Origin of the sequence: Arthrobacter sp. G119Y2 (genome assembly GCF_038069765.1) — a bacterium.
Classification (GTDB): Bacteria; Actinomycetota; Actinomycetes; order Actinomycetales; family Micrococcaceae; genus Arthrobacter_B.
The window spans coordinates 202,909-226,905 of the sequence record NZ_JBBPFS010000006.1 but is presented as its reverse complement, the minus strand read 5'-3'; the positions used below and the strand labels follow the sequence as shown (position 1 = coordinate 226,905).

Annotated in this window: 24 protein-coding genes and 1 riboswitch; of the genes, 9 read left to right on the top strand and 15 right to left on the bottom strand. The window is 66.7% G+C overall.

Going from position 1 to position 23,997, the window contains the following annotated elements:
• Positions 1 to 30: 30 nt before the first annotated feature.
• Positions 31 to 765: an alpha/beta fold hydrolase gene (locus WKB88_RS14670; RefSeq protein ID WP_341395279.1), complete on the top strand. Its 735-nt coding sequence runs from the start codon at positions 31 to 33 to the stop codon at positions 763 to 765.
• A 31-nt stretch (positions 766 to 796) separates the two neighbouring features.
• On the opposite strand, the gene WKB88_RS14665 is transcribed toward WKB88_RS14670, so the two are convergent.
• Positions 797 to 1,876, bottom strand: a complete 1,080-nt coding sequence (locus tag WKB88_RS14665; RefSeq protein ID WP_341395278.1) for an ATP-dependent DNA ligase — start codon at positions 1,874 to 1,876, stop codon at positions 797 to 799.
• 10 nt (positions 1,877 to 1,886) lie between these two features.
• Entirely contained in the window at positions 1,887 to 2,438 is a 552-nt protein-coding gene (locus WKB88_RS14660; RefSeq protein ID WP_341395277.1) for an RBBP9/YdeN family alpha/beta hydrolase, read from the bottom strand.
• Positions 2,439 to 2,505: 67 nt separating this feature from the next.
• Here WKB88_RS14660 and WKB88_RS14655 point away from each other — a divergent pair, with 67 nt between their 5' ends.
• Positions 2,506 to 3,525, top strand: a complete 1,020-nt coding sequence (locus tag WKB88_RS14655; protein WP_341395276.1) for an LLM class flavin-dependent oxidoreductase — start codon at positions 2,506 to 2,508, stop codon at positions 3,523 to 3,525.
• A gap of 75 nt (positions 3,526 to 3,600) precedes the next feature.
• Positions 3,601 to 3,737, top strand: a riboswitch (SAM riboswitch).
• 15 nt (positions 3,738 to 3,752) lie between these two features.
• Complete coding sequence (locus tag WKB88_RS14650; protein WP_341395275.1) at positions 3,753 to 4,136, top strand: hypothetical protein; 384 nt, start codon at positions 3,753 to 3,755, stop codon at positions 4,134 to 4,136.
• Here WKB88_RS14650 and WKB88_RS14645 read toward each other — a convergent pair.
• Complete coding sequence (locus tag WKB88_RS14645) at positions 4,093 to 4,827, bottom strand: tyrosine-protein phosphatase (protein ID WP_341395274.1); 735 nt, start codon at positions 4,825 to 4,827, stop codon at positions 4,093 to 4,095. The two genes, WKB88_RS14650 and WKB88_RS14645, sit on opposite strands and share 44 nt — an antisense overlap.
• Positions 4,828 to 5,084: 257 nt before the next feature.
• Between WKB88_RS14645 and WKB88_RS14640 the strand changes: the two genes are divergently transcribed.
• Positions 5,085 to 5,243, top strand: coding sequence for a GyrI-like domain-containing protein (locus WKB88_RS14640; RefSeq protein ID WP_341395273.1), 159 nt, complete (start codon positions 5,085 to 5,087; stop codon positions 5,241 to 5,243).
• Position 5,244: 1 nt separating this feature from the next.
• Here WKB88_RS14640 and WKB88_RS14635 read toward each other — a convergent pair whose 3' ends face one another.
• The 3 genes from WKB88_RS14635 to WKB88_RS14625 are packed head-to-tail and all read right to left on the bottom strand — an operon-like array spanning position 5,245 to position 8,060.
• The gene (locus WKB88_RS14635; RefSeq protein WP_341395272.1) at positions 5,245 to 6,093 is read right to left on the bottom strand and encodes a 3-hydroxyacyl-CoA dehydrogenase family protein; all 849 of its coding nucleotides are present in this window, start codon (positions 6,091 to 6,093) and stop codon (positions 5,245 to 5,247) included.
• Complete coding sequence (locus WKB88_RS14630) at positions 6,093 to 6,848, bottom strand: enoyl-CoA hydratase/isomerase family protein (protein WP_341395271.1); 756 nt, start codon at positions 6,846 to 6,848, stop codon at positions 6,093 to 6,095. The genes WKB88_RS14635 and WKB88_RS14630 overlap by 1 nt, the downstream gene beginning before the upstream one ends.
• Entirely contained in the window at positions 6,849 to 8,060 is a 1,212-nt protein-coding gene (locus WKB88_RS14625; RefSeq protein ID WP_341395270.1) for a thiolase family protein, read from the bottom strand. It abuts the gene before it with no gap.
• Positions 8,061 to 8,270: 210 nt separating this feature from the next.
• On the opposite strand from WKB88_RS14625, the gene WKB88_RS14620 reads away from it, so the two are divergent.
• Positions 8,271 to 8,708 (top strand): VOC family protein, encoded by a 438-nt coding sequence (locus WKB88_RS14620; protein WP_341395269.1) that lies wholly within the window; start codon positions 8,271 to 8,273, stop codon positions 8,706 to 8,708.
• Positions 8,709 to 8,826: 118 nt separating this feature from the next.
• On the opposite strand, the gene WKB88_RS14615 is transcribed toward WKB88_RS14620, so the two are convergent.
• Genes WKB88_RS14615 through WKB88_RS14605 form a run of 3 tightly spaced genes read right to left on the bottom strand, consistent with a single transcriptional unit; the run spans position 8,827 to position 11,168 of the window.
• Complete coding sequence (locus WKB88_RS14615) at positions 8,827 to 9,561, bottom strand: CPBP family intramembrane glutamic endopeptidase (RefSeq protein WP_341395268.1); 735 nt, start codon at positions 9,559 to 9,561, stop codon at positions 8,827 to 8,829.
• A gap of 1 nt (position 9,562) precedes the next feature.
• A complete protein-coding gene (locus WKB88_RS14610; RefSeq protein ID WP_341395267.1) occupies positions 9,563 to 10,447 on the bottom strand; it encodes an NAD(P)H-hydrate dehydratase in 885 nt (294 codons plus the stop codon).
• Positions 10,422 to 11,168 (bottom strand): histidine phosphatase family protein, encoded by a 747-nt coding sequence (locus tag WKB88_RS14605; RefSeq protein WP_341395266.1) that lies wholly within the window; start codon positions 11,166 to 11,168, stop codon positions 10,422 to 10,424. Before WKB88_RS14605 ends, WKB88_RS14610 begins: the two co-directional genes overlap by 26 nt.
• Positions 11,169 to 11,793: 625 nt before the next feature.
• On the opposite strand from WKB88_RS14605, the gene WKB88_RS14600 reads away from it, so the two are divergent.
• Complete coding sequence (locus WKB88_RS14600; RefSeq protein ID WP_341395265.1) at positions 11,794 to 11,946, top strand: hypothetical protein; 153 nt, start codon at positions 11,794 to 11,796, stop codon at positions 11,944 to 11,946.
• 44 nt (positions 11,947 to 11,990) lie between these two features.
• On the opposite strand, the gene WKB88_RS14595 is transcribed toward WKB88_RS14600, so the two are convergent.
• From WKB88_RS14595 to WKB88_RS14575, 5 genes are all read right to left on the bottom strand, one after another.
• A complete protein-coding gene (locus WKB88_RS14595) occupies positions 11,991 to 13,223 on the bottom strand; it encodes an MFS transporter (protein ID WP_341395264.1) in 1,233 nt (410 codons plus the stop codon).
• A gap of 69 nt (positions 13,224 to 13,292) precedes the next feature.
• Positions 13,293 to 14,045, bottom strand: coding sequence for a respiratory nitrate reductase subunit gamma (gene narI / locus WKB88_RS14590; protein WP_341395316.1), 753 nt, complete (start codon positions 14,043 to 14,045; stop codon positions 13,293 to 13,295).
• Between the two features lie 89 nt (positions 14,046 to 14,134).
• Positions 14,135 to 14,833, bottom strand: a complete 699-nt coding sequence (gene narJ, locus WKB88_RS14585) for a nitrate reductase molybdenum cofactor assembly chaperone (RefSeq protein WP_341395263.1) — start codon at positions 14,831 to 14,833, stop codon at positions 14,135 to 14,137.
• Positions 14,830 to 16,629, bottom strand: coding sequence for a nitrate reductase subunit beta (gene narH / locus WKB88_RS14580; RefSeq protein ID WP_341395262.1), 1,800 nt, complete (start codon positions 16,627 to 16,629; stop codon positions 14,830 to 14,832). Before narH ends, narJ begins: the two co-directional genes overlap by 4 nt.
• Complete coding sequence (locus WKB88_RS14575) at positions 16,629 to 20,363, bottom strand: nitrate reductase subunit alpha (protein ID WP_341395261.1); 3,735 nt, start codon at positions 20,361 to 20,363, stop codon at positions 16,629 to 16,631. The genes narH and WKB88_RS14575 overlap by 1 nt, the downstream gene beginning before the upstream one ends.
• Before the next feature lie 98 nt (positions 20,364 to 20,461).
• Here WKB88_RS14575 and WKB88_RS14570 point away from each other — a divergent pair, with 98 nt between their 5' ends.
• The 3 genes from WKB88_RS14570 (at position 20,462) to WKB88_RS14560 (ending at position 23,540) form a co-directional block, all read left to right on the top strand.
• Positions 20,462 to 21,415, top strand: coding sequence for a 1,4-dihydroxy-2-naphthoyl-CoA synthase (locus WKB88_RS14570; protein WP_341395260.1), 954 nt, complete (start codon positions 20,462 to 20,464; stop codon positions 21,413 to 21,415).
• A gap of 7 nt (positions 21,416 to 21,422) precedes the next feature.
• Positions 21,423 to 22,565 (top strand): AMP-binding protein, encoded by a 1,143-nt coding sequence (locus tag WKB88_RS14565; RefSeq protein ID WP_341395259.1) that lies wholly within the window; start codon positions 21,423 to 21,425, stop codon positions 22,563 to 22,565.
• 90 nt (positions 22,566 to 22,655) lie between these two features.
• Entirely contained in the window at positions 22,656 to 23,540 is an 885-nt protein-coding gene (locus tag WKB88_RS14560) for a 1,4-dihydroxy-2-naphthoate polyprenyltransferase (protein ID WP_341395258.1), read from the top strand.
• 67 nt (positions 23,541 to 23,607) lie between these two features.
• Here the strand turns inward: WKB88_RS14560 and WKB88_RS14555 are convergent, their stop codons facing one another.
• On the bottom strand, positions 23,608 to 23,916 hold the full coding sequence (locus WKB88_RS14555) for a DUF4229 domain-containing protein (protein WP_341395257.1): 309 nt from the start codon (positions 23,914 to 23,916) through the stop codon (positions 23,608 to 23,610).
• Positions 23,917 to 23,997: the final 81 nt, after the last annotated feature.

Sequence of the window (23,997 nt, the reverse complement as noted above, 5' to 3'; positions counted from 1 at the left end):
GCTGCCCGCAGTGCCTACGAAAGTAGTGACATGACAACTACTACGAGCAATCCCGCCATCGTTCTCATCGCCGGCCACTGGCTGGGCGCTTGGGCGTGGGATGAAGTCCTTGAACATCTCACTGCCAGCCACTCAGTCGCCGTGACACTGCCCGGACTCGACGGGGACGATCCGCACCGTGCGGCTAAGACTCTCGATGACCAGGTTGCAGCGGTCCTGGAAGTCTTCGCCCGGCTCGGGGTCTCCGAAGGCCAGCCCGCGGTCATCGTCGCCCACAGCGGGGCTAACTTCCCCGTCAGCCTTGTCCTTGACCGGCACCCGGGGCTTGTTCAACGGGTGGTGTGGGTTGACTCGGGTCCGGTGTCGGCGGGCAGCGCCTTTGCCCCGGACTTCCCCGACGGGGTGGAGGGGCTTCCGCTGCCGTCCTTCGACGTCCTCGCACAACAGGCGAGCCTCGAAGGCTTGAGCGCAGAGGCCCTCGAGCGATTCCGCGCCCGGGCCGTGCCTCAGCTCGGCCCTGTGCTTCGCCAGCCCGTCGAGCTCATGAACGATGCCCGCCGCAAGGTCCGCACAACCCTGGTCTGCTGCTCAATCCCGGGCGCGCAGGTGATGGAGCTGGCCCGCGCAGGCCATGCCGTGTTTGCCGAAGTCGCCAACATCGAGCACCTCGACGTCGTTGACCTCCCGACGGGGCACTGGCCCATGTGGAGCCGCCCGGGCGACCTCGCCGAGGCCATACAATCAGCGGCTTCCCGGCTCAGCTGAACAGCACACAGACCGTGCGGGGCCAGTATGCCTAGGCGTCGGCGGGAACCGTCAGCACCTCGGCCAGGTCGAATTTCACCGGTTCCTCGAGCTGGCCGTAGGTGCAGGACTCGGGAGTGCGGTCCGGACGCCAGCGCAGGAACTGGGCGGTATGGCGGAAGCGTTCGCCTTCCATGTGGTCGTACTTGACCTCCACCACGCGTTCGGGCCGCAGCGGCACGAAGGACAGGTCCTTGTTCCCGCTCCAGCGGCTGCCCTCCGAGTTCCGCGGCGTCCGGGTTCCGGCGTCCTGCTTGTCCGCCGTCCAGGGGTGGTCCGCGGAGTCGCTGATCAGCGGCTGGAGTTCGGAGAACAGCTCCTTCCGCCGGGCCATCGTGAAGGCTCCCGCGACGCCCACGTTGGTGAGTTCGCCGTCGTCGTTATAGATTCCCAGCAGCAGCGAGCCCACCGCATCCGGCCCGCTCTTATGCACCCGGTAGCCGGCCAGCACGCAGTCCGCAGTCCGCTCGTGCTTGAACTTGGCCATGGTCCGCTTGCCGGGCTGATAGGGATCGTTCAGCGGCTTGGCCACGATGCCGTCCAGCCCGGCCCCCTCAAACTCGCCGAACCAGCGCTGCGCGGTCTCCGGATTGGTGGTGGCGGCCGTCAGGTACACCGGTGCCTTCGCTTCCGCCAGAGCCTCTTCCAGCGCTGCCCGGCGTTCGGCGTACGGCCGCTCAAGGTAACTGGTGTCATCCAGTGCCAGCAGGTCAAAGGCGGCGAAGGCCGCCGGGGTCTGCTCTGCGAGGAGCTTCACCCGGCTGGCCGCCGGATGGATGCGCTGCTGCAGCACTTCAAAATCCAGCCGTTCACCGGAGGCATTGATCAGGATAATTTCGCCGTCCACCACGCAGCGTTCCGGCAGGTTGTCCTTCAATGCCTGAACGAGTTCGGGAAAGTAGCGGGTCATCGGTTTTTCATTGCGGCTGCCGATCTCCAGATCATCTCCGTCCCGGAAGATGATGGAGCGGAAGCCGTCCCACTTCGGCTCGTAGGAGTACTCCCCCTCGGGCAGGGCGGTGACGGCTTTGGCCAGCATGGGGGCCACGGGCGGCAGGACCGGAAGTTTCATGGGCCCATTCTTACCCGGAGAAGACTGCCGTGCCCAGACCCGCAGCGAACGCGGTGAGCAGGGCCCGTCCCTGCTGCCAGTCCCCCACCCCGCTCTCATCATTGATGTGAGCCAAAGCCCCGGCATCCACCAGAGGCACACCCCACGCACCGGCCAGAAGCCGTGCTCCCGGCAGGGTGCAGTACGGATCATTTTCACTCGCCACCAGGAGCCCCGGCACCGGAAGCGGTTGAAGCCTCGGGTCCCGGAACGAGCCTGCGGTGTCGGGAAACGCCGGTTCGGCCGGGTCCGGCGGCGCCACCAGGAGCACGCCCCGGGCCCCGCCGGGGTTCCGCAGCAGCCATTCGGCGGACGCCAGGCACCCCAGGCTATGAGCCACCAGGATGGTGTCGCCTGCACGGCTGCCGGCGGCGTCGTCGAGCGCGTCCAGCCAGTTTTCCAGGTTCGGGTCATCCCACGACAACGGCGAAATCCGGGACTTCTCCGGCCCGCCGTCCTGCCACAGGCTCTGCCAGTGCGCGTTGTTGGATCCGCCGATCCCGGGAACCATGGTCAGGTGCATGCGTTTGCCTCGCTTCTGGGGAATTATCCGGGGAATATCTCTGCGAAAACCGGCGCTGTGCCTGAACATGAAGAACATCGGTTTCCTGTCCTTTGGACATTACCGGGATGTAGAAGGATCTTCCGTGCGCACAGCCCGGGACGCCCTGCTGCAGACCATCGATCTGGCGGTCGCAGCGGAGGAACTGGGCGTGAACGGAGCCTACCTGCGGGTGCACCATTTCGCCCCGCAGTTCGCCGCGCCGTTCCCGCTGCTCTCTGCCATGGCCGCACGCACCAGCACGCTGGAACTGGGCACCGCAGTGATCGACATGCGCTATGAAAACCCCCTCTACATGGCCGAGGAAGCAGCTGCGGCGGACCTGATCAGCGGCGGACGGCTGCAGCTGGGCGTGAGCCGGGGATCACCCGAGCCGGCCCTGCGCGGCTACGAGGCGTTCGGATATGTTCCGGCCGACGGCAGCACCGACGCCGATGAAGCGCGCAAACACACCCTCGTGTTCCGCGCCGCCATCGCCGGCGCCGGGCTGGCGGCAGCCGATCCGGTCATGACCGGCACCTCCGGAACCCTTGCGGTGGAGCCGCAGGCCCCCGGACTCAGCAACCGGATCTGGTGGGGTTCCGGCACCCGCGCCACGGCCAAATGGACCGGACAGCAGGGCATGAACCTGATGAGCTCCACCCTGCTGACCGAGGACACCGGCGTGCCCTTCGACCAGCTGCAGGCCGAGCAAATAGCGCTGTTCCGCTCCGCCTGGGCCGATTCCGGACACGAGGGCACACCCCGGGTCTCCGTGAGCCGCAGCGTCATTCCGCTGGTCACCGATGAGGACCGGCGGTACTTCGGCCTGCGCGCCCTGGCCGACACCCGCGACCAGGTGGGAACGCTGGACGGCGGTTTGGCCCGCTTCGGCAAGAGCTACATCGGCGAACCGGATGTGATCGCTGAACAGCTCGCCGCGGATGCCGCGGTGCAGGACGCGGACACGGTCCTGGTCACTGTGCCCAATCAACTGGGCGTGGAGTACAACACGCAGCTGCTGGAAAACATCGTGAAGCATGTGGCTCCGGCAGCCGGCTGGCGCTGACTCCCCGCCATGGATGCAGAGCGCACGACGGCGGACGGTTCCCAGTGTCGGCGGCGTGCGCTAGTGTTGTGTCAGCTTCACGAGAGGTGGCCGACGGCCGGACAAGTTCCGGCCGGAAAAGCTCCGACTGGCCTCACACCAACCCCACTGTTCGGCGGGTGGTTCGGATGACGAAGCGGTCTGCCGCCGCCCGGCGCAGGCAAGAACAAACCGTAAAGGAAAACACTGTGAGCATTTCCAGTGACGCCCGCTGCACCAGTTTCAAGCCCGGCCACAACGTTCATCTCATCCATGCCAAACTGCTGGCCGGCTTCGATGACTGGGTGGACGCGCAGGCGTACGTTGATCTCGACCTGGACCTGATCCAGCTGGTGGTGGACGGTCAGCAGCAGCTGATGTGGTTCCACGACCTGCCGGCCCTGGCGCAGGCCCTGGCCGGTTCGGACGGGCAGGCGCAGTGGTGCGCACGGCATTCGTCGCTGCTGGTTCCCGGCGGCTTCGTCACTGCGGCCAAGCGTTCTTTTTTCTACTTGGCGACGCCGGAAAGGGTGCTTCCCTGTAACCGGGTCAGCGCAGGCGACGCCGAAGCCGCGCGATCTCGTCAAGGTTAAGTCCCGCTGAGAGCAGGTACTGTTCCGCGTCAAAACCGTCCAGGGCGCGGAGCAGTTCCTTTCGGCCGTCGGCCACCCGCTCCCGGAGCTGGTCCTCGGTGAGCGGTTTTTCCCGCGGGTGCAGCTGGGTGGCGTGGAAGGCATTGATGCCGCGGACCGCCTGCTCGTAGTCCTCGGCAATGGCTTCGGGTTCCGCACCGGCCAGCGCCAGCGCCAGCATGGCGATCAGGCCGGTGCGGTCCCGGCCGGCGGAACAATGGATGACGACGGCGCCGTCACGGGCCTCGGCTACGGCACGCATGACGGCGGCGATCTTCTCCGGCCAGCGGCGCAGGTTTTCCCGGTAGAAGCGCGGCGAGTCCATGTAGGGGCCGGTCAAGGCGGTGAACTCCGGATCCTTCGCCTCCTGGGTGGGCCGGTTCAGGAACACAATGTCCCGGGCCGCCGACGGCGGCACCTCCGGATCGGTATCCCGGCGGCCGATCTCGGAGTCGTTGCGCAGGTCGACGACGGTGCGCACGCCGTCGTTGTATGCCTGCCGCCAGCCGTTCTCCGTCAGCCATTCCGAGCGGCCCATCCGGAAAATCCGGCCCGGCGCCACCTTCCCGCCGCCGGCAAGGGGAATGCCGCCGAGGTCGCGGGCATTGGCGGCGCCCTCCCACTCCACGCCGCGGTCAGTGCGGTTGTCCATGCTTCCACCCTAGGCCGAGTCCGGCGGGGATACTTCCACTGGGTCGGAGGCGTGAGGTGTGTCCGGCGCGAGGTCGAGGAGGAACAGCGCACGGCTGCCCTAGGCTCATCGGTGTGGAATGCAGGCTCCCCTCATCGAAAAGGAACGTGCCATGTCACCGATCGAAGTTGTCCAGAAATCCCTTCCCGCCGTTCGTCTTGCCGCCCGCACCGCGGTGGTGTCCGACCAGCCCGCTCTGCGGGGTGCACCTCGGGGCCATGGACCGCATCGCCGAGAGCTGGCAGGCTCTCCACGCCGAGATCATTGCCCGCGGATTTGCGCCTTCCGGTCCCTGCCGGGAGCTGTACATGCGTGCGGTGTCCGAGGACCAGTCGGATTGGGTGACCGAACTGCAGCAGCCGGTCACCCGCGCCTGACTCACTGCCAGTCGAAGAAGCCCCTGCCGGATTTTCGGCCGAGCTCGCCGCGGGCCACTTTGTCCCTCAGGATCTGCGGCGGCTCGAACCGGGGCCCCAGCGTGGAGGCCAGGTACTCGGCAATGCCCAGCCGGACGTCCAGGCCCACTATGTCGGTGGTCCGCAGCGGGCCGGTGGGGTGCTTGTAGCCCAGCACCATGGCGGCGTCGATGTCCTCGGCCGACGCGACGCCGTCCTCCACCATCCGCATGGCCTCCAGGGCTATGGCCACTCCGAGCCGCGAGCTGGCAAAGCCGGGGGCATCCTGAACGACGACGGGTGTTTTCCCCAGGTCCTGCACCCAGGTCCGGGCGGTGTCGGCCAGCTCCGCGGAGGTCTGCGGCCCGAGCACCACCTCGATCAGTTCGGAGGCCGGCACCGGGTTGAAGAAGTGCAGACCGCAGAAGCGGTCCGGGCGCTCGAGTTTTCCGGCCAGTTCGGCGATGGACAGCGAGGAGGTATTGGAGGCCAGCCAGGCGCCGGGGGCCAGCTGTTCCTCCACGGCGGCCAGAGCTGCGGCCTTGAGGCTGAAGTCCTCGGGCACGGCCTCGACCACGAGTCCGCAGCGGGCGAAGTCGGCGTAGTCGGTGGAGACGGAGAGGCGGGCGGTAAGGTCCTCGAGGGATTCGGCAACCGTTCCCCGCTCCACGCTTTTGGCCAGGTTGGCGGCAACCCGGTCGTAGGCGGCGGAGGCGGCGTCATCGTCGCGCTCCACCACCACCACACCGGCCCCCGCCGTGCAGAAGGCGTGGGTGATGCCCGCGCCCATCCGTCCGCCGCCGAGAACTCCTACCGTGGAGGGAACTGCCATTATTTTTTCTTCCTCTCGAGGAATGCTGCCATGCGGTCGAATTTGGCCTCGGATTCGAACAGAATCCCCTGGGCCAGGGTGTCAATAACGGGGTGCGCCTCTGCCGGAGCCGCAAACACGGCCTTTGTAATCCGTACCGCCAGCGGGTCCTGGCGGGCAATGCGGTCGGCCAGGGCGTGGGCGGCGTCGAGCAGCTGCTCGGGGTCCGCCAGTTCGGTGACCAGGCGCACTGCCAGTGCCTCGTCGCCGGTGAGGATCCGCCCGGCGAGGAGGATTTCCTTGGCCAGCGGCTCCCCCACGAGCTCCTTAAGCCGCCAGGTGGCGCCGGCGGCGGCCAGAATGCCGAGCGAGGTTTCCGGGTTGCCGATCTTCAGCCGCGGGGTGCCGATGCGGAAGTCGGCGGCGAAGGCCAGTTCCGCTCCCCCGCCCAGGGCATAGCCGTCCAGGGCTGCGATGACGGGCATCGGCAGCTTGGCGATCCGGGCAAAAACGCTGGAGTTGATGCCGCGCAGGGCGTCGTCGCGGCGGCGTTCACGGAGCTGGGCGATGTCCGCTCCGGAGGCAAACACGCCGCTGCTGCCGGCCAGGATCAGGATCCGGGGGTTTTCCTCCAGCTCCGCGCACAGCTGGTGCAGCTCATCGACCATGGCCTGGTCGATGGCGTTGCGGACCTCGGGCCGGTTCAGGACGGCGGTGATCCGCCCTTCGTCCTCGGTGACCTGCAGCGTGGTGAACGAGCTGTAGTCAGCGCCCACTTAGACGGCCTCGATGAGCATGGCCGTGCCCTGGCCCACGCCTACGCACATGGTGGCGATGCCGCGGGAAGCGCCCTCGCGTTCCATCCGGTTCAGCAGCGTGATGGCAATCCGCGAGCCGGACGAGCCGAGCGGATGGCCCAGGGCAATGGCGCCGCCGTCGTTGTTCACAATGTCCTCGTTCACGCCGAGCCGGCGGATGCAAGCCAGTGACTGGGTGGCGAAGGCTTCGTTCAGCTCAAAAGCCCCGACGTCGGCGAGCTTTACGCCGCTGCGGGCGAGCACCTTCTGAGTGGCCGGGACGGGGCCGATGCCCATGATTTCCGGCGGAACTCCGGCGGAAGCGCCGTCGACAATCCGGGCACGGGCGGTGAGTCCGTATTCGCGGATGGCCCGCTCCGAAGCGACGATGACAGCGGATGCTCCGTCATTCAGCGAACTGGCGTTTCCGGCGGTGACGATGCCGCCCGGCTTGACCACCGGACGCAGCTTGGCCAGGACCTCGGCGGTGGTGCCCTCGCGCGGGCCCTCGTCTGCGTCCACCACGGTGTCGCCCTTGCGGCCGGGAACCGTGACCGGAACAATTTCATCCTTGAAGCGCCCGGCAACGATGGCGGCGATGGCGTTCTCGTGCGAGCGGACGGCGAAGGCGTCGGCGTCTTCGCGGGAAATGCCGTCCACCGCGGCGAGTTCCTCCGCGGTTTCCGGCATCGAGTAGGTCATCTTGCCGTCCCGGGAGAGCTCTCCCGAGGTGAAGCGTTCATTGACGAAGCGCCAGCCGATGGAGGTGTCGAAGGTATCCCCCGGCTTGGCGAAGGCCTTGGTGGGCTTTTCAGTGACCCAGGGGGCACGGCTCATGGACTCGGTGCCGCCGGCAATGACGATGTCCGCGGCTCCGGACTTGATCATGTGCGAGGCCATGATGATTGCGGAGAGGCCCGAGGCGCACAGCCGGTTCACGGTGATGCCGGGAACGTCCGAGGGGAAGCCCGCCAGCAGGGCAGCCATGCGCGCAACGTTGCGGTTCTCCTCGCCGGCACCGTTGGCGTTACCCAGGATCACTTCGTCGACGACGGCGGGGTCCAGTCCCTCGCGGGCCACCAGTTCCTGCAGCGTCAGTGCTGCGAGGTCATCGGGACGGACGCCTGAGAGCCCGCCGCCGTAGCGGCCTACCGGAGTCCGTACTCCGCCCACGAGAAATGCTTCAGCCATGTCCGTCTGCTCCCACCGTCTGTGTTGCTGTGTTGCCTGCTGTGTGTGCAAGGCGCGCCAATTACTGAACGTTCGTTCTGTAAACAATCCCATGTTGGCGCACTCCGGTCAATGTCTGCGCAGGGAGACACCGTAACAAGCCGCCCCTGCGGACAGCAGCTGACCGCAGTACCGGGCCGCCGACGGGTTCCCTCTGGTTAGCTCCTGATCATGACCTTCAATATTCAGATTTGTGTTGACTGCGCGGATGCCCATTCCCAGGCTGACTGGTGGGCCGAAACCCTGGGCTGGGTCCTTGAACCCCTGGACCAGGCGTTCATTGATTCGCTGCTGGAACAGGGAGCGATCGGTCCGGACGATGTGGTCGAACACAACGGGCAGCGCAGATGGCGCGACGGTGCCGCCATCTGCCGGGAGAGCGAAGCGCACTCCCCCGAACGCCTGCGCATCCTGTTCCAGCCCGTGCCCGAACCGAAGACGGCGAAGGACCGCATCCATCTGGACATCCACCTCAACGGGGCTGACAAGGACGCGAAGCGCGCGGAACTGGAGGCACGGGGCGCCACCTTCCTTTACGCGGCCGAGCAGGGCCCGTCCTCCTGGTACACCATGGCGGATCCCGAGGGCAACGAATTCTGCATTGCCTAGCATGACGCAGTGCCTGGGGGTGGGCCTGGGGCACAGGCCTGGGGTGCGTGCATGGGGGCCGGACATGGGGGCACAGATGGTTGGGACGCGCGGTTCCCGCGACCGGCAGGGAGTTCGGCTACTGGAGCAGCTCGGCCGGAATGGCGTAGGTCAGCAGGACGGCTAGGAGGTTCTTCGCGGCATGGACGCCGTAGGAGAGCATGAAGTTGTTCCCCGCCCAGACGTACAGCCCCACCAGCACCGCTCCCATCACCAGGTACGGAAGCAGCACGGGAAGCGCCAGGGCTTCTTTGCCCGCAAGGTGGATCCCGGCAAACAGCACTATGGAGATCAGGCAGCAGATCCAGATGTTGAGGTATTTGCTGAGCTTGCCGATCAGCAGGTGGCGGAAGATGTACTCCTCCACAAACGGCGCAATGACCACGAGCAGGGGAATGATCAGCAGCGGCGGCAGGGAGACAACCAGCCCCTGGACGGCTTCCTGGTTGACTGCTGTTTCCGGCGGCCCGGTCACGAGCCCGGCAATGACGCTGAGCAGCAGCATCGCGAAGACACCGCCGGGAATGATCGCCAGGGTCAGCCACGGGCGGGTGGCCAGGATCCGGGTTTCCCGCACCGCGTACCGCCAGGACGCCCAGGCAGCCAGCGCCCCGGCACTGAGGTAGAACGCCAGGTTCACCGCGTAGCCGGCCAGCACCGGATCGGGAATCAGCCGGGTCAGGCCCGGGATGCCCAGCCCGGGCGCATAGCTGAAAATGAGGACAAACAGGACGTAGAAACCGGCGGCAATACCGTCCCGGCGCGTGAACCTGTAGGGCAGCGGCGCAATAGCCGGCCGGTGCTGGTTCGCCACCCTAGACCGTCAGTTCAGCCATGACGCGGGGCATGGCTTCGAGCAGTTCCCCGGCCAGGAAACTCAACGGCCCCTGAGCCGCGGAGAGCCGGTCACCGGCGGTGGAGTGCAGGTAGGTGCCCCAGCATCCGGCCTGCTCGGGTGAGGCCCGGCGGGCCAGGAAACCGCTGATGGCACCGGCGAGCACGTCGCCGGAGCCGGAGGTTCCCAATCCGGAGTTGCCGGCCGGAATCTCCCAGCGGCGGCCGTCCGGAGCGGCCACCACCCCGTGCAGGGCCACTACGGCCTGGTATTTGGCGGCGATGTCGACCGCTGCCTGCTCGGTCTCGAGGTCCGCCTCCGGGTCCGCGTCCAGCAGCCGGGCTGCTTCCTTCCGGTTCGGGGTCAGGACCAGTCGCCCGGCCCAGCGTTCGTAAACCTCCGGCAGCCCGCCCAGCACTCCCAGTGCATAGGCATCCAGGACGACGGCGGCGGAATCGTTCAGGAGCGGGCCTATCCCGCGCAGCAGCTCCTCGGTTTGTCCGGCGTCGTCCAGCCCTGGTCCGAGCAGCAGCACATCCGTGGTTTCCAGGTCCGGGGCCAGCACCTTCGCGGCCCGGCCGCCGGAGATCTCGCCGTCGTCTTCGGGCAGGGCGACAGAGCCTGATTCCGGCACCGCCACTGATACGGCAACCGCGGCGGACTCCGTGACGGCCAGGGTCAGCTTCCCCGCACCTACCCGCAGAGCAGCCCGCCCGGCGAGCAGCGCGGCTCCCGGAGAACGCCGCGCCCCGCCAACCACCAGGACAGTGCCGCGGTCCGATTTATCCGATGCATCCCGGTTGACCTGCCAGTTTTTCAGCAGGGCCGGCGTGACGATTTCAGCGGGGGTGGACATGGTCTTCATCTCCTGCATGCTCGGTGACGGGGGCACCGCCGGACTCCAAATGATCAACGCTGTTGAAACTCTCCAAGGCCCAGCGTCCCTGTCCGGACGGCCGCACCAGCCGCGTGATGGACGCGTTGCGCACGCTCGTGCTTGCGGCGATGTCCAGCAGTTCCTGCTCGCTGAGGCGTTCACAGACATAGCGGATCAGCATGATGACCGCGTCGTGGCAGACCACCGCCACGCGCTTGCCGTCCTCCTCGTCGTCCAGGTCCCGCAGCACCGAGCGCAGCCGCAGCGCGACGTCGGCCCAGGACTCCCCTCCCGGCGGGCGGTAGGAGAACTTGCCCAGCCAGTTGCGGCGCTGCGCTTCCTCCGGGAACCGGGCTGCGACGCCCGCGGATGTCAGCAGGTCCAGGATGCCCAGCTCGCGGTCGCGCAGGCGCTCGTCGATGCGCAGATCCTGCGGCGTACCGGGATCCTGCATGGTGGTGAGCTCGGCGGTCTGGCGGGCCCGCAGGTACGGCGAGCACCACACGGATTCCGGATGCTGGTCCGGCGGCAGATTGGCCAGCCAGCGGCCCAGCGCCCGGGCCTGCTCCACGCCGGCCTCGCTGAGCGGGACGTCGGGGTCCCGCAGGCCAATGTCTATGACTTCGGCACCGGAGCGCTGCGCTGCCGTGGCGGCAACATTCCCCGCGCTTTCACCGTGCCGAATGAGGATCAGTTCGATTGCACCCATTCTCCGACTCTACCCCGGGGTAATTCACGGCGCAGGGATCCGGCGCGGAGGGGCTCCGCCGAAGGGCAGTTCGGCCGCCTGAGAAAGTCCCGAAAATTGAATCCGCCGGCTTTTTATTTCTGAATGGAAAACGCTCGAAGGGATTTCCACCGACTTTGGAAAAGCCTTGATTTCACCGCACCGCCTGTGTTTAGGGTCAAAGATGAAAAACGCCCGCAAAGCACATTCAAAGGAAAAAGCACCTGCGCCTCGTATCCCGCAGCGCTTCAGCGGCTGCTCCCGTTTTCGTACCGGGGCAGCCGTGCTGGCCTGCACGGCCGCACTGGCGCTCTCCTCCTGTTCAACAGGTCAGGCGGAAAACAAAACGGAAAGCGCCGAATCTCCAAAAACCAGCATGCCGGCTGCGTCCCCGTCCACTTCCGTTACTGCCGGGGAATCGGATGTGCAGGAGCCCCTTGCGCCGCAGATTGATGTGGACGGCGTTTCTCCATCCGGCGTTAAGGTTCTGTCAGAGCAGGGCACGGGCACCGGAACCTACACGGTGAAAGGTGGCTTGGAAACCGGACAGGTCCTCAGTCTCTCTGCCTCCTGCACCCCGGGGGACTCGGCCCGCATCCACCGAGGCATGGCAAGCTACAAAGTTGCCTGCACCAGCCCCGGCTCGTCATTGTTCTTCGATGCTCCGGCCGGCGAGCCGGTTTCAGACCTTGAGGTCATGGTGGAAACCGCCGGCGGCTCACCCTACTGGCTGGCGGGATGGGTCCACGACGCGCAGTAGAAGCTGGTCAAGGCCGCCGGGGACCGCCGTCCTGCCCGGTGGACTCAGGTACGGGTTCGTTCATCCACTTTGCCGCCGTTGCGGACCGTAAAGGTCAGCAGAAAGGCGACGGCGGCGAAGGCCGCCAGCAACATGAGCCCCACAAAATAGCTGCGGTTCGCGGGATCATAGGTGGCCCCCATGACCAGCGGCGGAAAGTAGCCGCCGAGCCCGCCGGCGGCGGCAATGATCCCGCCGATCGTTCCCACGTCCTGTGCCGGGGCCGCGCGCCCCACCCACGCGAACACGCCGCCGGTGCCCAGCCCCAGGAAGAGCGCCATCAGGATGAAGGCAGTGCCGTAGACCCGTTCCTCCTCGGGACGGAGGGCAACGATCACGGCCAGCACCACGGTGCCGGCCAGGGAGGCCAGGGTGACCAGCTTTGGTCCGACCTGGTCCGCAATGGTTCCGCCGATGGGACGCGCTATAACGGCGGCGACGGCGAAGCCCGCGGTCCGGGTGCCGGCGGCGGTCGCGTCATAGTCATAGACGTTGCCCAGATAGGTGGGCAGGTAGTTGGAGAAGGCCACAAAGGCACCGAAGACGACCCCGTAGAGGAAACACAGCTGCCAGGTGACCCGCAGCGTGAAGGCGTGGGTAATTTTCGGGAGCACCGGCTGCGTGGGGGCGTTCCATGCCGGAGACTCGCGCAGGATCAGCCAGCTGAGCAGCGCCATCACGGCCACGACGACGGCGATGATGATGTGGGCGCCCATGTAGCCGGCCGCGTTGACCAGCCGCGGCGTGAAGAAGGCCGACACCGCAGTGCCCACCATGCCGGCGCCGAAAACACCGGTGGCAAAGCCCTTGCGGGTGCGGTCATACCAGGCCGAGCAGAACGGGATGCCGATCGCAAAGACCGTCCCGGCGATGCCCAGGAAGAACGCGATCACCACCAGGAAGGGGAAGTTCTCCAGCTGTCCCACAATGCCCGTCAGCAGCACCAGCGGGGCGGTGATGCCCAGGATGACGGTGAACATGATCCGCCCGCCGTACCGGTCGGTCAGCGCACCCACGGGGATGCGGGCCACCGAGCCCACCAGGATCGGCATGGCCACCAGGATCGAGGTTTGTCCGGCCCCGAGCTCCATGCCCGCCGCGTACCGGCTGGAAAGCGGGCCAATGATGGTCCAGGCCCAGAACCCCACCGTCGAGGCGACGGTGGCGACAATGAGATTTCGGAGCTGACCGGATTTCAGGTTCACGGCGGATGCCGGGGTCTGCGCTGATGCTGGCATGGCGTCGGTCCTTACTCGCGGTCCTGCTCGGGCAGGGTGTCAGGGTCAGGGGCGGGGTCAGGGGCGGGGTCAGGGGCGGGGAGTGCCTTTGCGGTCGCGGTCCGGAGTTCCGACCGGTGCCCAGCTGCCGCGCGGCGTCGCACCCCCGCTCACGGGGCGCTTTCCCCGTGAGCGGTAGACGATGTAGGGGCGGAACAGGTACTGCAGCGGAGCGGTGAAGGCGTGCACCAGCCGGGTGAAGGGCCACAGCGCGAAGAGCGCCAGGCCCCACAGGGTGTGGATCTTGAACGAGAGGGAAGCTGCGGTCATCGCGGTGATGTCCGGCTGGAAAATGAAGATCGACCGGAACCAGGGCCCCACGGTGTCCCGGTAGTTCACGATCCCGTGGTCGAAAACGGAGAAGACCGTCGTGGCCAGGCCCGTCAGGATGGCGGCGAGCAGAAAAAGGTACATGGCCTTGTCATTGCGCGTGGTGGCCATGAACACCGGTCCGGTGGTGCGCCTGCGGTAAATGAGCAGCACGATTCCCACCAGTGTGGCGAGCCCGGCTATTGAACCCACCGAGAGGGCAAAGAAGTGGTATCTGTCCTCGTTGATGCCAATGTCATCCATCCAGGTTTTGGGAAGCACCAGCCCCATGAAGTGCCCCGCGATCACTGCCAGGATCCCAAAGTGGAACAGCGGGGAGGCGATGCGCAGCAGCCGGGACTCATACAGCTGGGAGGAACGCGTGGTCCAGCCGAACTGGTCATAGCGGTACCGCCAGATGGAGCCGAGGATCAGCACGGCGAGCACCACATAGGGCAGGACTCCCCACAGCATCACGTCATCCACCCCCACCTGCACGTTGGCCGGTGGGGGGACATCCAGGGGAACGTCGCGGGGAACATCCAGGGGAACGTCGGCACGCTTCACGGGGAGTTCCTTTCAGAAATCGGCAGCAGCCGCGAACTGTACGGCTCCAGGCCCACCGTCTCCGTGGGCGGGCCGTAGCCTGCGGTCTGCATGACGGTCTGCCGGTCTTCGGGGGAAACGCCGGGCAGCGTGGAACAGACCAGGGCAAGCGCCCCTGCGTGGGGCAGTCCGTCGTCGCGCAGGGCCAGCCGCAGCAGTTCCAGCGAAGGGCGGTAGCGCTGCAGCAGTTCGTAGCCGTCCGCAGCGGACACCTTTGCCGCGAACTCCAGCACCAAAGGCAGGTAGTCGGGAAGTTCCGTTCCCTCGGGCAGCGCCCCGTGCGCCCGGTAGATCTCCTTGAAAGCCGCCAGGGCCTCACCGCGGCGCCGGGTGTCGCCGTCGGTCCAATAGGTCAAATGCAGGCTGTGCCGCTTGGACAGGTCGAATTCCTGGACGTACTCCGACTGCACCTCATGCAGGGGGCGGTCCGTCAGTGAAGCGAAGAGCTCCTCCACGGGCCCCGTGTCTGCTCCCGCTTCCGCGAGCGCCTCCTTCAGGGCCGGGACAAGGTCAACCAGCGTCTCGTCGGGATACTCGAGCAGCAGCCCCGCAGCCTGCCTGACTACAGCGCTGCGCCGGGGGTGGGCGTCGCGGTACGGCTCCGGATCGAAAGTACCCTTGCCTGCCTTGCCCAGCAGCTTCTCCAACAGGCTCACGCTGCTCCCCCTCCCCCGGCGGGCCCGTCTTCGCGGCCGCGGTCGGACTGCGGCCCGTCCCCCTCGGCCTGGTCATACACAGCCCCCTTGCCGTCCCCGGTCGATCCCGGGCTCCCGCCAACAGTGCCGGGGGCACCGCGGTTGTTATCCGCCGGGAAAAGGCCCTTGGGCGAGCCTCGGCCGTCCCAGTTGAGCAGATTCACCCGCCCGCCCAGGTCACCGTTGCCGGTGGGGTCCTCACCGCGCTGGCGAGCCTGCAGAGCGGCGAAGTTCTCCGCGGCCACCGGCATCGGCCGCCCGGACGCCTCACCGAAGACTCCGGTTTGCCCCATTCCGGGCCCGCCCTCCACATCAAGGGAGCAGCCGATCTCCTCCAGGTTGTGGGCGTCCTCCAGATGGGCGCTGGGGATAACATAGCGTTCCTCGTACTTCGCCACGGCCATGAGCCGGTACATGGCGACGATCTGTTCGCCGGTCATCCCGACGTCGGACGCGATCTTCTCATCCGGCAGGTCGCCGAGGGTGATGCTGCGCATGTAGGCCCGCATCGCGGCGAGCTTGCGCAGCACCCCCGTGACCAGGTCCGTGTCACCGGCGGTAAAGAGCTCCGCCAGGTACTCGACCGGAATCCGCAGTGCCTCGATGGCACCGAAGAGGTTGTCGGCGCTCTCGCCGTCGTGCCCCTGCTCCTTGAGTACGTCCACAATGGGTGACAGTGGCGGGACGTACCAGACCATGGGCATGGTCCGGTATTCGGGGTGCAGTGGCAGGGCCACCCGGAACTCCTTGGCCAGGGCGTACACCGGCGAGCGCCGGGCCGCGTCCAGCCAGTCCTCCGGAATTCCCTCGGCCCGGGCAGCGGCGATGACGTCCGGATCGTTCGGGTCCATCATCAGATCCAGCTGGGCCTCGTACAGGTCCTGCTCGTTTGGAACGGACGCGGCGGCGGTGACCCGGTCGGCGTCGTACAGGAAGATGCCGATGTAGCGCAGCCGGCCCACGCACGTTTCGGCGCAGACCGTGGGGATGCCCACCTCGATGCGCGGGTAGCAGAAGGTGCACTTCTCCGCCTTGCCGGACCGGTGGTTGAAATACATCTTCTTGTAGGGGCAGCCGGTGACGCATTGCCGCCATCCGCGGCAGCGGTCCTGGTCCACCAGCACAATGCCGTCCTCCTCCCGCTTGTAGATGGCGCCCGAGGGGCAGGACGCCATGCAGGAGGGATTCAGGCAGTGCTCGCAGATCCGGGGCAGATAGAACATGAAGGTGGAGTCGAACTCCAGCTTTACCTTCTCTTCCGATTCCCGGCGCATCTTCTCCAGCACCGGATCCTGGAGTTCTGTCCGCTCCGATCCGCCCAGATTGTCATCCCAGTTGGCGGACCACGTGATTTTCATGTCCTCGCCGGTAATCAGGGACTTGGGCTTTGCGACCGGGAAATCGTTGCCGGCGGGGGCATTGATCAGGTTTTCGTAGTCGTAGGTCCAGGGTTCGTAGTAGTCGTTCAGTTCGGGCTGGACGGGGCTGGCGAAGATGCCGAACAGTTTGGCGAGGCGTCCGCCGGCCTTCAGCTTCAGCTTGCCGCGGCTGTTCAGCTCCCAGCCGCCCTTCCACTTTTCCTGGTCCTCATAGCGCCGGGGATAGCCCTGCCCGGGCCGGGTTTCCACGTTGTTGAACCACACGTACTCGGTTCCGGCGCGGTTGGTCCAGGCCTGTTTGCAGGTCACCGAACAGGTGTGGCAGCCGATGCACTTGTCCAGTGCCATCACCATTGCCGTTTGTGCCATGATTCGCATCAGTACCGCACCTCCTGGGAGCGTTTGCGCACTACGGTGACAATGTCGCGCTGGTTGCCGGTGGGCCCGAGGTAGTTGAAGGCCCAGGACAGCTGCGCATAGCCGCCGATCATGTGGGTCGGCTTGACCAGGATCCTGGTCACCGAATTGTGGATGCCGCCGCGCCGGCCGGTGGCCTCCGACTTGGGAACGTCGATAATGCGCTCCTGCGCGTGGTGCACGTACAGCACCCCGGCCGGCATCCTGCTGCTCACGATGGCCCGGCCCACCAGCACGCCGTTGGTGGAGACGCATTCCACCCAGTCGTTGTCCTTCACTTCGATCAGCGCCGCATCCTCCGTGCTCATCCACACCGCCGTCCCGCCGCGGGCAAGCGAGAGCATCAGCAGGTTGTCCTGGTACTCGGAGTGGATGGACCACTTGTTGTGCGGGGTCAGGTAGCGCACCGCCACGGAGAGTTCCCCGCGGGTGCCCAGCGCCGGCTCTCCGAACAGACGGTGCATGTCCAGCGGCGGCCGGTAGATCGGCAGTGCCTCTCCCATGTCCTGCAGCCAGTCGTGGTCCAGGAAGAAATGCATCCGCCCGGTCAGGGTGTGGAAGGGCTTGAGCCGCTCAATGTTGATGGTGAAGGGCGCGTACCGCCGGCCGCCGGTCTCGGAGCCGGACCATTCCGGGGACGTGTTCACCGGCGTCGGCCGGTCCTGCGTGTCGCGGAAGGTGATCTGCTTGTCCTCCGCCCCCTCGGCCAGGTCCGCCAGGGGCACGCCGGTGCGCTTCTCCAGCGTCTTGAAACCCTGCACGGCCAGCGCGCCGTTGGTGGTGCCGGAGAACAGCAGAATCGCTTCGGCCATCTTGGCGTCGGTGTCCACCGCCGGGCGGCCGGCTGCCGCGCCGCGGTCAAACACTCCGTTCTTGCGCGCCAGCTGGGCCAGCGGCTTGGACACGTCGTACTTCACGTACTTGGTGGTGAATCCGAGTTTCTCCGCCAGCGGACCCACGGCAACGAATTTCTCCCCGATGGCCGTGTAATCCCGTTCCACCACTTTGAGCTCGGGCAGGTTCCTTCCCGGGACTGCGGGAATGTCCGTTCCCTTCCAGTCCGGGGCATGCCCGCCGGGCTGCGCAATTTCACCCGGTGTGTCGTGCGTCAGGGCGGTGGCCACCAGGTCCCTGCGCACCCCCAGATGGGTTGCGGACTGGCGGGAGAACTCCTCGGCGAGCAGCCGGAACAGGTCGTAGTCGGTCTTGGCCTCCCACGGCGGTGAGATGGCCGGAGTGAACGCATGGATGTAGGGATGCATGTCCGTGGTGTTGAGGTCGTTCTTCTCGTACCAGGTGGCGGCCGGGAACACGACGTCGGACAGCAGGGTGGAACTGGTCATCCGGAAGTCCGCCGAAACGAGCAGATCCAGCTTTCCCTGCGGCGCGTTTTCGTGCCAGACGACGTCGGCGGGCCGGGCTTCACTGTGGTCCTTGCCCATCACGTTGTTCAGGGTGCCCAGCAAATGCTTCTGGAAATACTCCTCGCCCTTGGCCGAGGATCCCAGGAGGTTGGAGCGCCACAGGATAAGGGTCCGGGGCCAGTTCTCCGGGGCGTCCACGTCCTCCACGGCGAACCGCAGCCTCCCGTCCTTGAGCCGCCGCGCCACCCAGCTCGCTTCATCAGCAGCCTCCCCCCTGGCCACGCCCGCGGCCGCCTCGTCCGCGATGTCCAGGGAGTTCTTCTTATCGAACTGCGGATAAAACGGCATCCAGCCCATCCGGGTGGACTTCGCGATGACGTCCGCCGTGTGCAAACCGCGTAAATGCCCCTGCGCCAGCGGAGACTGCATGGAATCCGAGGAATAGCCGTCAGAGCGGAACTGGTCGGTGTGCATGTACCAGAACGCGGTCCCGATCATGAACCGGGGCGGGCGGTTCCAGTCACCGGCCGAGGCCATGGCTGCCCAGCCGGTGATTGGACGGCACTTTTCCTGCCCCACGTAGTGCGCCCAGCCGCCGCCGTTGCGGCCCTCGCAGCCGGTCAGCATCAGCATGGCCAGGATTGCCCGGTAGGTCACGTCGCCGTGGTACCACTGGCAGATGCCGGCGCCGAGGATGATCATTGACCGGCCCTTGGACTTCTCCGCGTTGGCGGCGAACTCCCGGGCCGTGCGAAGCACTGCGTCCGGGCGGACGTTGGTGATCTCTTCCTGCCAGGCCGGGGTGTAGGGGGTTCCGGCGTCGTCGTAGCCCGCCGCCCACTCCCCCGGCAGTCCGCCTCCGCCCAGGCCCGGCCGCGGCACTCCGTACTGCGCGAGCATCAGGTCAAAGACGGTGGTCACCGTGCGGCCCGCCACCGTCGTCACCGGCACGCCGCGGTGCAGGACGGAGCCGACGCCGGTCGGATCGGTGAACGCCGGCAGCTCCACCCTGGACGTTTCGCGTCCCCACGACGGTGCGTCGGCAATGGACAGGGCCGGCACCACGCCCTGCAGGTCAAGGTTCCATTTGCCGGCGTCGTCGTCGTTGTACCGGAAACCCACCGAGCCGTTGGGCACCACCGGGGTGCCGGCGTCGCGGTCCAGGAGCACCGTCTTGAAGGCCGCGTCGGAGGCCTTGGCCTCGCTGTGGCCCAGATCGGCGGCGGTGAGGAATTTGCCCGGCACCACGCTGCCGTCGGTGCGCTTCTCCAGGGTGACCAGGAACGGCAGGTCGGTGAACTGCCGGACATAGTCCTCGAAGAACGGCACCCGCCGCTCCACGAAGTTCTCCTTCAGGATCACGTGCCCCATGGCCATGGCGAGCGCGCCGTCCGAACCGGCCTGCGCCGGCAGCCATTCGTCGGCAAACTTGGTGTTGTCGGCGTAGTCCGGGCTGACCGAAACCACCTTGGTGCCGCGGTACCGCCCCTCCACCATCCAGTGCGCATCGGGGGTGCGGGTCACCGGAATATTGGACCCCCACATCATCAGGTACGTGGCGTCCCACCAGTCACCGGATTCCGGCACATCGGTCTGATCACCGAAAACCTGCGGGCTGGCCACGGGCAGGTCCGCGTACCAGTCGTAGAAGCTGTTCATCACCCCGCCGATCAGGTTGATGAACCGCGCTCCGGCCGCGTGCGAAACCATGGACATCGCCGGGATCGGTGAGAACCCGGTGCAGCGGTCCGGCCCGTAATTCCTGATCGTGGAGACATGGGCGGCTGCCGTCATTTCCAGCGCTTCGGCCCAGCTGGAGCGCACCAGCCCGCCCTTGCCGCGGGCCTGCTGGTAGGTCCGGCGCCGCTCGGGGTTGTTAATGATGGATTCCCAGGCCAGCACGGGGTCGCCGGTCTCGCGTTTGGCCGCCCGGTACATTTCCAGCAGCACGCCGCGGATATACGGGTAGCGGACACGGGTGGGCGAATAGGTGTACCAGGAGAAGGCGGCCCCGCGCGGGCAACCGCGGGGCTCGTATTCGGGCCGGTCCGGACCGACCGTCGGATAGTCGGTTTCCTGCGCTTCCCAGGTGATGATCCCGTCCTTGACGTAGACCTTCCAGGAGCACGAACCCGTGCAGTTCACTCCGTGCGTGGAGCGCACCACTTTGTCGTGGCTCCACCGGTTGCGGTAGAAGGAATCCCCCTTCCGCCCGCCTTCACGGAAAACCGCCCTGCCGTCAGCGGTTTCATCCCAGCGGGTGAAGAACCTGCCGAGCTTGAGCATTGCATCGGATGCGGGGCCATCGATCCCCGGTGCGGAGCCAGCCATGGTGCCAACGTATTCCAGAGCCGCGGTGCGGTGACAGTACCTGAGGCCAAAATGCCTCCCTCACGGCCGGTTTGGGGCGGAGCGATAAACTCGGAACTGTGAGCACAGAACTTCCAAAACAGGTGTCCGATATTTTCGACCCGCAGCAGTGGCGTCTTGTCTCAGGATTTGAGGACCTGCAGGACATGACCTACCACCGCCAAGTGGAGCGCACGGCCGACGGCGGCATCGTGCGCGACCTGCCGACGGTGCGCATCGCGTTCAACCGTCCGGAAGTCCGCAACGCTTTCCGCCCGGGCACCGTGGATGAGCTGTACCGGGCCATGGACCACGCACGCATGACCCCCGACGTCGCCACTGTCCTGCTCACCGGCAACGGCCCCTCGCCCAGGGACGGCGGCCATTCCTTCTGCTCCGGCGGCGACCAGCGGATCCGCGGCCGCGACGGATACCGGTATGCCGAGGGCGAGACGAAGGAAACCATTGATCCGGCCCGCGCCGGACGCCTGCACATCCTGGAAGTCCAGCGCCTGATGCGGACCATGCCCAAGGTGGTCATTGCGGTCGTTAACGGGTGGGCTGCCGGCGGCGGCCACAGCCTGCACGTGGTCTCGGACCTGACCATCGCCTCGCGGCAGCACGGAAAGTTCAAGCAGACCGACGCCACCGTGGGCAGTTTTGACGCCGGCTACGGTTCGGCCCTGCTGGCCCGGCAGATCGGACAGAAGAAGGCCCGCGAGATTTTCTTCCTCGCCCGTGAATATTCCGCCGAGGACATGGTGGCCATGGGCGCCGTGAACGAGGCGGTGGACCACGAGAACCTGGAAAAGGTTGCCCTGGAGTATGCTGCCGACATTGCCCGGCAGTCCCCGCAGGCCATCCGCATGCTGAAGTTCGGCTTCAACCTCGCGGACGACGGCCTGGCCGGGCAGCAGGTGTTTGCCGGGGAAGCCACCCGGCTGGCCTACATGACCGATGAAGCTGTGGAGGGCAAGGAAGCCTTCCTCGAAAAACGGGATCCCGACTGGTCCTCCTTCCCCTACTACTTCTAGGCCCGCCATGGAACTGCTGACCGTCCATACTCCCGCAGGCTTCAACGCCGAAACGCTTCTGGCTCCGCTGGCCGCCGCCCTCGCCGGCGAGGGCCCCGCCGTCGCCCCGCACGCGAACCCGGACCAGACCTTCTCCGGTGAGCTGCCCAACGATGACATAGCCCTGGTGATCAGCACCTCCGGGTCCACGGGCGCACCCAAACAGACCATGCTCACCACTGATGCCCTCGCAGCCTCGTCCATGGCCACGGCCATGGCGCTGCATGCCGACGGGCAATGGCTGATGGCACTGCCGGCGCATTACATTGCCGGGGTCCAGGTGCTCATCCGCTCCCTGTATGCCGGAACGCACCCCGTCTTTATGGACACGTCGGGATCCTTCAGCGCGGCGCGGTTCACGCAGGCCGCCGCCGAAATGACCGACCGCAACCGTTTCACGTCGCTGGTTCCCACCCAGCTGCACCGGCTGCTGACCAACCCGGAACCCGAGACCCTGCGCGTGCTGCGCCGTTTCAACGCCATCCTCCTCGGCGGAGCACCTGCCGGTGCCGGGCTGCTGGCCGACGCCGCGGCCCAGGGCCTGAACGTCGTCACCACCTACGGAATGAGTGAAACCTGCGGCGGCTGCGTGTACGACGGCGTTCCGCTGCCGGGCGTCGATGTCGTTGTGGAGTCCGGATCCCTGTGGATTGCCGGGGACGTCCTGGCCGAAGGCTACATGGGCCGGCCGGAGCTGACCGCTGAACGGTTCCGCTTCAATTCCGGAAAACGCTGGTACCGCACCGACGACGCCGGCAGCGTGCAGAACGGTCTGGTCACCGTCTCCGGGCGGCTCGATGACGTGATTGTCACCGGAGGCATCAAAGTTTCAGCCGCCGCCGTCGCAGCCTCCATCGAGCAGCTGCCCGAAGTTTCCGAAGCCGTGGTCCTGGGCCTGGACAGCCCGGAATGGGGCAGCTTGGTGGGCGCCGCCGTCGTCGGCTCCGTGGATCCCGAAAAGGTGAAGGACGCTGTCCGCTCCTCGCTCGGCAAGCCCGCGGTGCCCAAAGTGGTCCTGCTGCTGGAGGCCCTTCCCCTGCTGCCCAACGGCAAAACGGACCGGATGGGCCTTCGCCTGCTGCTGGATGCCGCGGGGCACACCCACCCCTGAGCTGCAGTGCCCCTGCCCGGGGAACTTCCGCGCTCCACGGCTGCGGAAGAATAGAACGTTGAACATCACTCAAGTAAAAGGACGTTGATTGTGGCTACAGCCGCGCAGTGGTTAGAAGGAGCCCGCCCCCGCACCCTGCCGATGGCGGTGGCGCCGGTCATTATCGGAACGGCGGCAGCATACGACCTGGGTTCCTTCAAACCCCTGCACGCCGTGCTGGCCGCACTGGTGGCCGTGCTGCTGCAGGTGGGCGTGAACTACGCCAACGACTACTCGGACGGCATCCGCGGCACCGACGACAACCGGGTGGGCCCGCTGCGGCTGACCGGTTCCGGCGCAGCACCCGCCAAGCAGGTCAAGTACGCCGCCTTTGCGTGCTTCGGCGCCGCGATGCTTGCCGGGCTGGCCCTGATCGTCCTCTCCTCCACCTGGTTCCTGATCTTGGTGGGCCTGGGCTGCGTCGCCGCGGCCTGGGGCTACACGGGCGGCCGGAACCCCTACGGCTACATGGGCCTGGGCGATCTCTTCGTGTTTGTGTTCTTCGGCCTCGTGGCCACCCTGGGAACCACCTACACCCAGGCCGGCCAGATCAGCCTTCCGTCGGTGCTCGGCGCCGTGGGAACCGGGCTGATCGCCATGGCCCTGCTGATGGCCAACAACGTGCGGGATATCCCGACGGACCGCGAAGCCGGCAAACGGACCCTGGCCGTGCGCCTGGGCGATGAGGCCGCCCGGATCAGCTATGTCATGATGCTGGCGCTGGCCATCCTGCTGCCGCTGTTCATCGCCGCGGACTACCCCTGGGTGCTGCTGGTACTGCTGCTCATCCCGGCCTGCCTGATGCCGAGCTGGCTCATGCTCAAGGGCAAGAAGCGCCGGAGCCTGATCCCGGTCCTGCAGCAGACCGGACTGATCAACCTGGGCTTCTCCCTGTTGTTCAGCCTCGGACTCGTCCTGACCCGGCTGCTGGCCTAGGGCTTACTTGCCGGGCTTGCCTCCGGGCTTGCCTGCGGGGCCTGCCTCCGGGGCTCTCGCCGGGGGCCTACTTGCCGCGGGGCTTGCGGTCGTTGTCGATCTGCACGTCCGGATGGGCGTCAAGCAGGCTGTCTTCCGCGCCGGCGTCGTCCAGTTCCGCCTTGTTGCGCGAGGGCGGCGCATCGCCGCGGAAGCGATGCTGCACGCTGCGGGCCGCGGCGTCGCGCATCTCGCGGAAGAAGAGGTAGGTGACGCACCAGGCGAGCACGGCGCCGACAATCGCAGACAACACCAGGCCAAGGCCCAGCCAGACGCATGCAGCAAAGAAGAGGGCCACCAAACCAAGGCGGAGAGCGGTAAATTTCCAGAAAGCCACAGGCCCATTCTAGGCGCTCCTGTGCCTTTGCGCGTCTTCGCCGGGCTCTTGGACCGGTTACCGACCCGCCCGGCTCCGGTC

What these genes read in the sequence shown, in the direction of transcription:
- WKB88_RS14670 (WP_341395279.1), top strand. Translation starts at nt 31, where the DNA reads ATGACAACTACTACGAGCAATCCCGCCATCGTTCTCATCGCCGGCCAC.
- WKB88_RS14665 (WP_341395278.1), bottom strand. Translation starts at nt 1,876, where the DNA reads ATGAAACTTCCGGTCCTGCCGCCCGTGGCCCCCATGCTGGCCAAAGCC.
- WKB88_RS14660 (WP_341395277.1), bottom strand. Translation starts at nt 2,438, where the DNA reads ATGCACCTGACCATGGTTCCCGGGATCGGCGGATCCAACAACGCGCAC.
- WKB88_RS14655 (WP_341395276.1), top strand. Translation starts at nt 2,506, where the DNA reads ATGAAGAACATCGGTTTCCTGTCCTTTGGACATTACCGGGATGTAGAA.
- WKB88_RS14645 (WP_341395274.1), bottom strand. Translation starts at nt 4,827, where the DNA reads ATGGACAACCGCACTGACCGCGGCGTGGAGTGGGAGGGCGCCGCCAAT.
- WKB88_RS14640 (WP_341395273.1), top strand. Translation starts at nt 5,085, where the DNA reads ATGGACCGCATCGCCGAGAGCTGGCAGGCTCTCCACGCCGAGATCATT.
- WKB88_RS14635 (WP_341395272.1), bottom strand. Translation starts at nt 6,093, where the DNA reads ATGGCAGTTCCCTCCACGGTAGGAGTTCTCGGCGGCGGACGGATGGGC.
- WKB88_RS14625 (WP_341395270.1), bottom strand. Translation starts at nt 8,060, where the DNA reads ATGGCTGAAGCATTTCTCGTGGGCGGAGTACGGACTCCGGTAGGCCGC.
- WKB88_RS14620 (WP_341395269.1), top strand. Translation starts at nt 8,271, where the DNA reads ATGACCTTCAATATTCAGATTTGTGTTGACTGCGCGGATGCCCATTCC.
- WKB88_RS14610 (WP_341395267.1), bottom strand. Translation starts at nt 10,447, where the DNA reads ATGAAGACCATGTCCACCCCCGCTGAAATCGTCACGCCGGCCCTGCTG.
- WKB88_RS14605 (WP_341395266.1), bottom strand. Translation starts at nt 11,168, where the DNA reads ATGGGTGCAATCGAACTGATCCTCATTCGGCACGGTGAAAGCGCGGGG.
- WKB88_RS14600 (WP_341395265.1), top strand. Translation starts at nt 11,794, where the DNA reads ATGGCAAGCTACAAAGTTGCCTGCACCAGCCCCGGCTCGTCATTGTTC.
- WKB88_RS14595 (WP_341395264.1), bottom strand. Translation starts at nt 13,223, where the DNA reads ATGCCAGCATCAGCGCAGACCCCGGCATCCGCCGTGAACCTGAAATCC.
- narI (WP_341395316.1), bottom strand. Translation starts at nt 14,045, where the DNA reads ATGCTGTGGGGAGTCCTGCCCTATGTGGTGCTCGCCGTGCTGATCCTC.
- narH (WP_341395262.1), bottom strand. Translation starts at nt 16,629, where the DNA reads ATGCGAATCATGGCACAAACGGCAATGGTGATGGCACTGGACAAGTGC.
- WKB88_RS14575 (WP_341395261.1), bottom strand. Translation starts at nt 20,363, where the DNA reads ATGGCTGGCTCCGCACCGGGGATCGATGGCCCCGCATCCGATGCAATG.
- WKB88_RS14565 (WP_341395259.1), top strand. Translation starts at nt 21,423, where the DNA reads ATGGAACTGCTGACCGTCCATACTCCCGCAGGCTTCAACGCCGAAACG.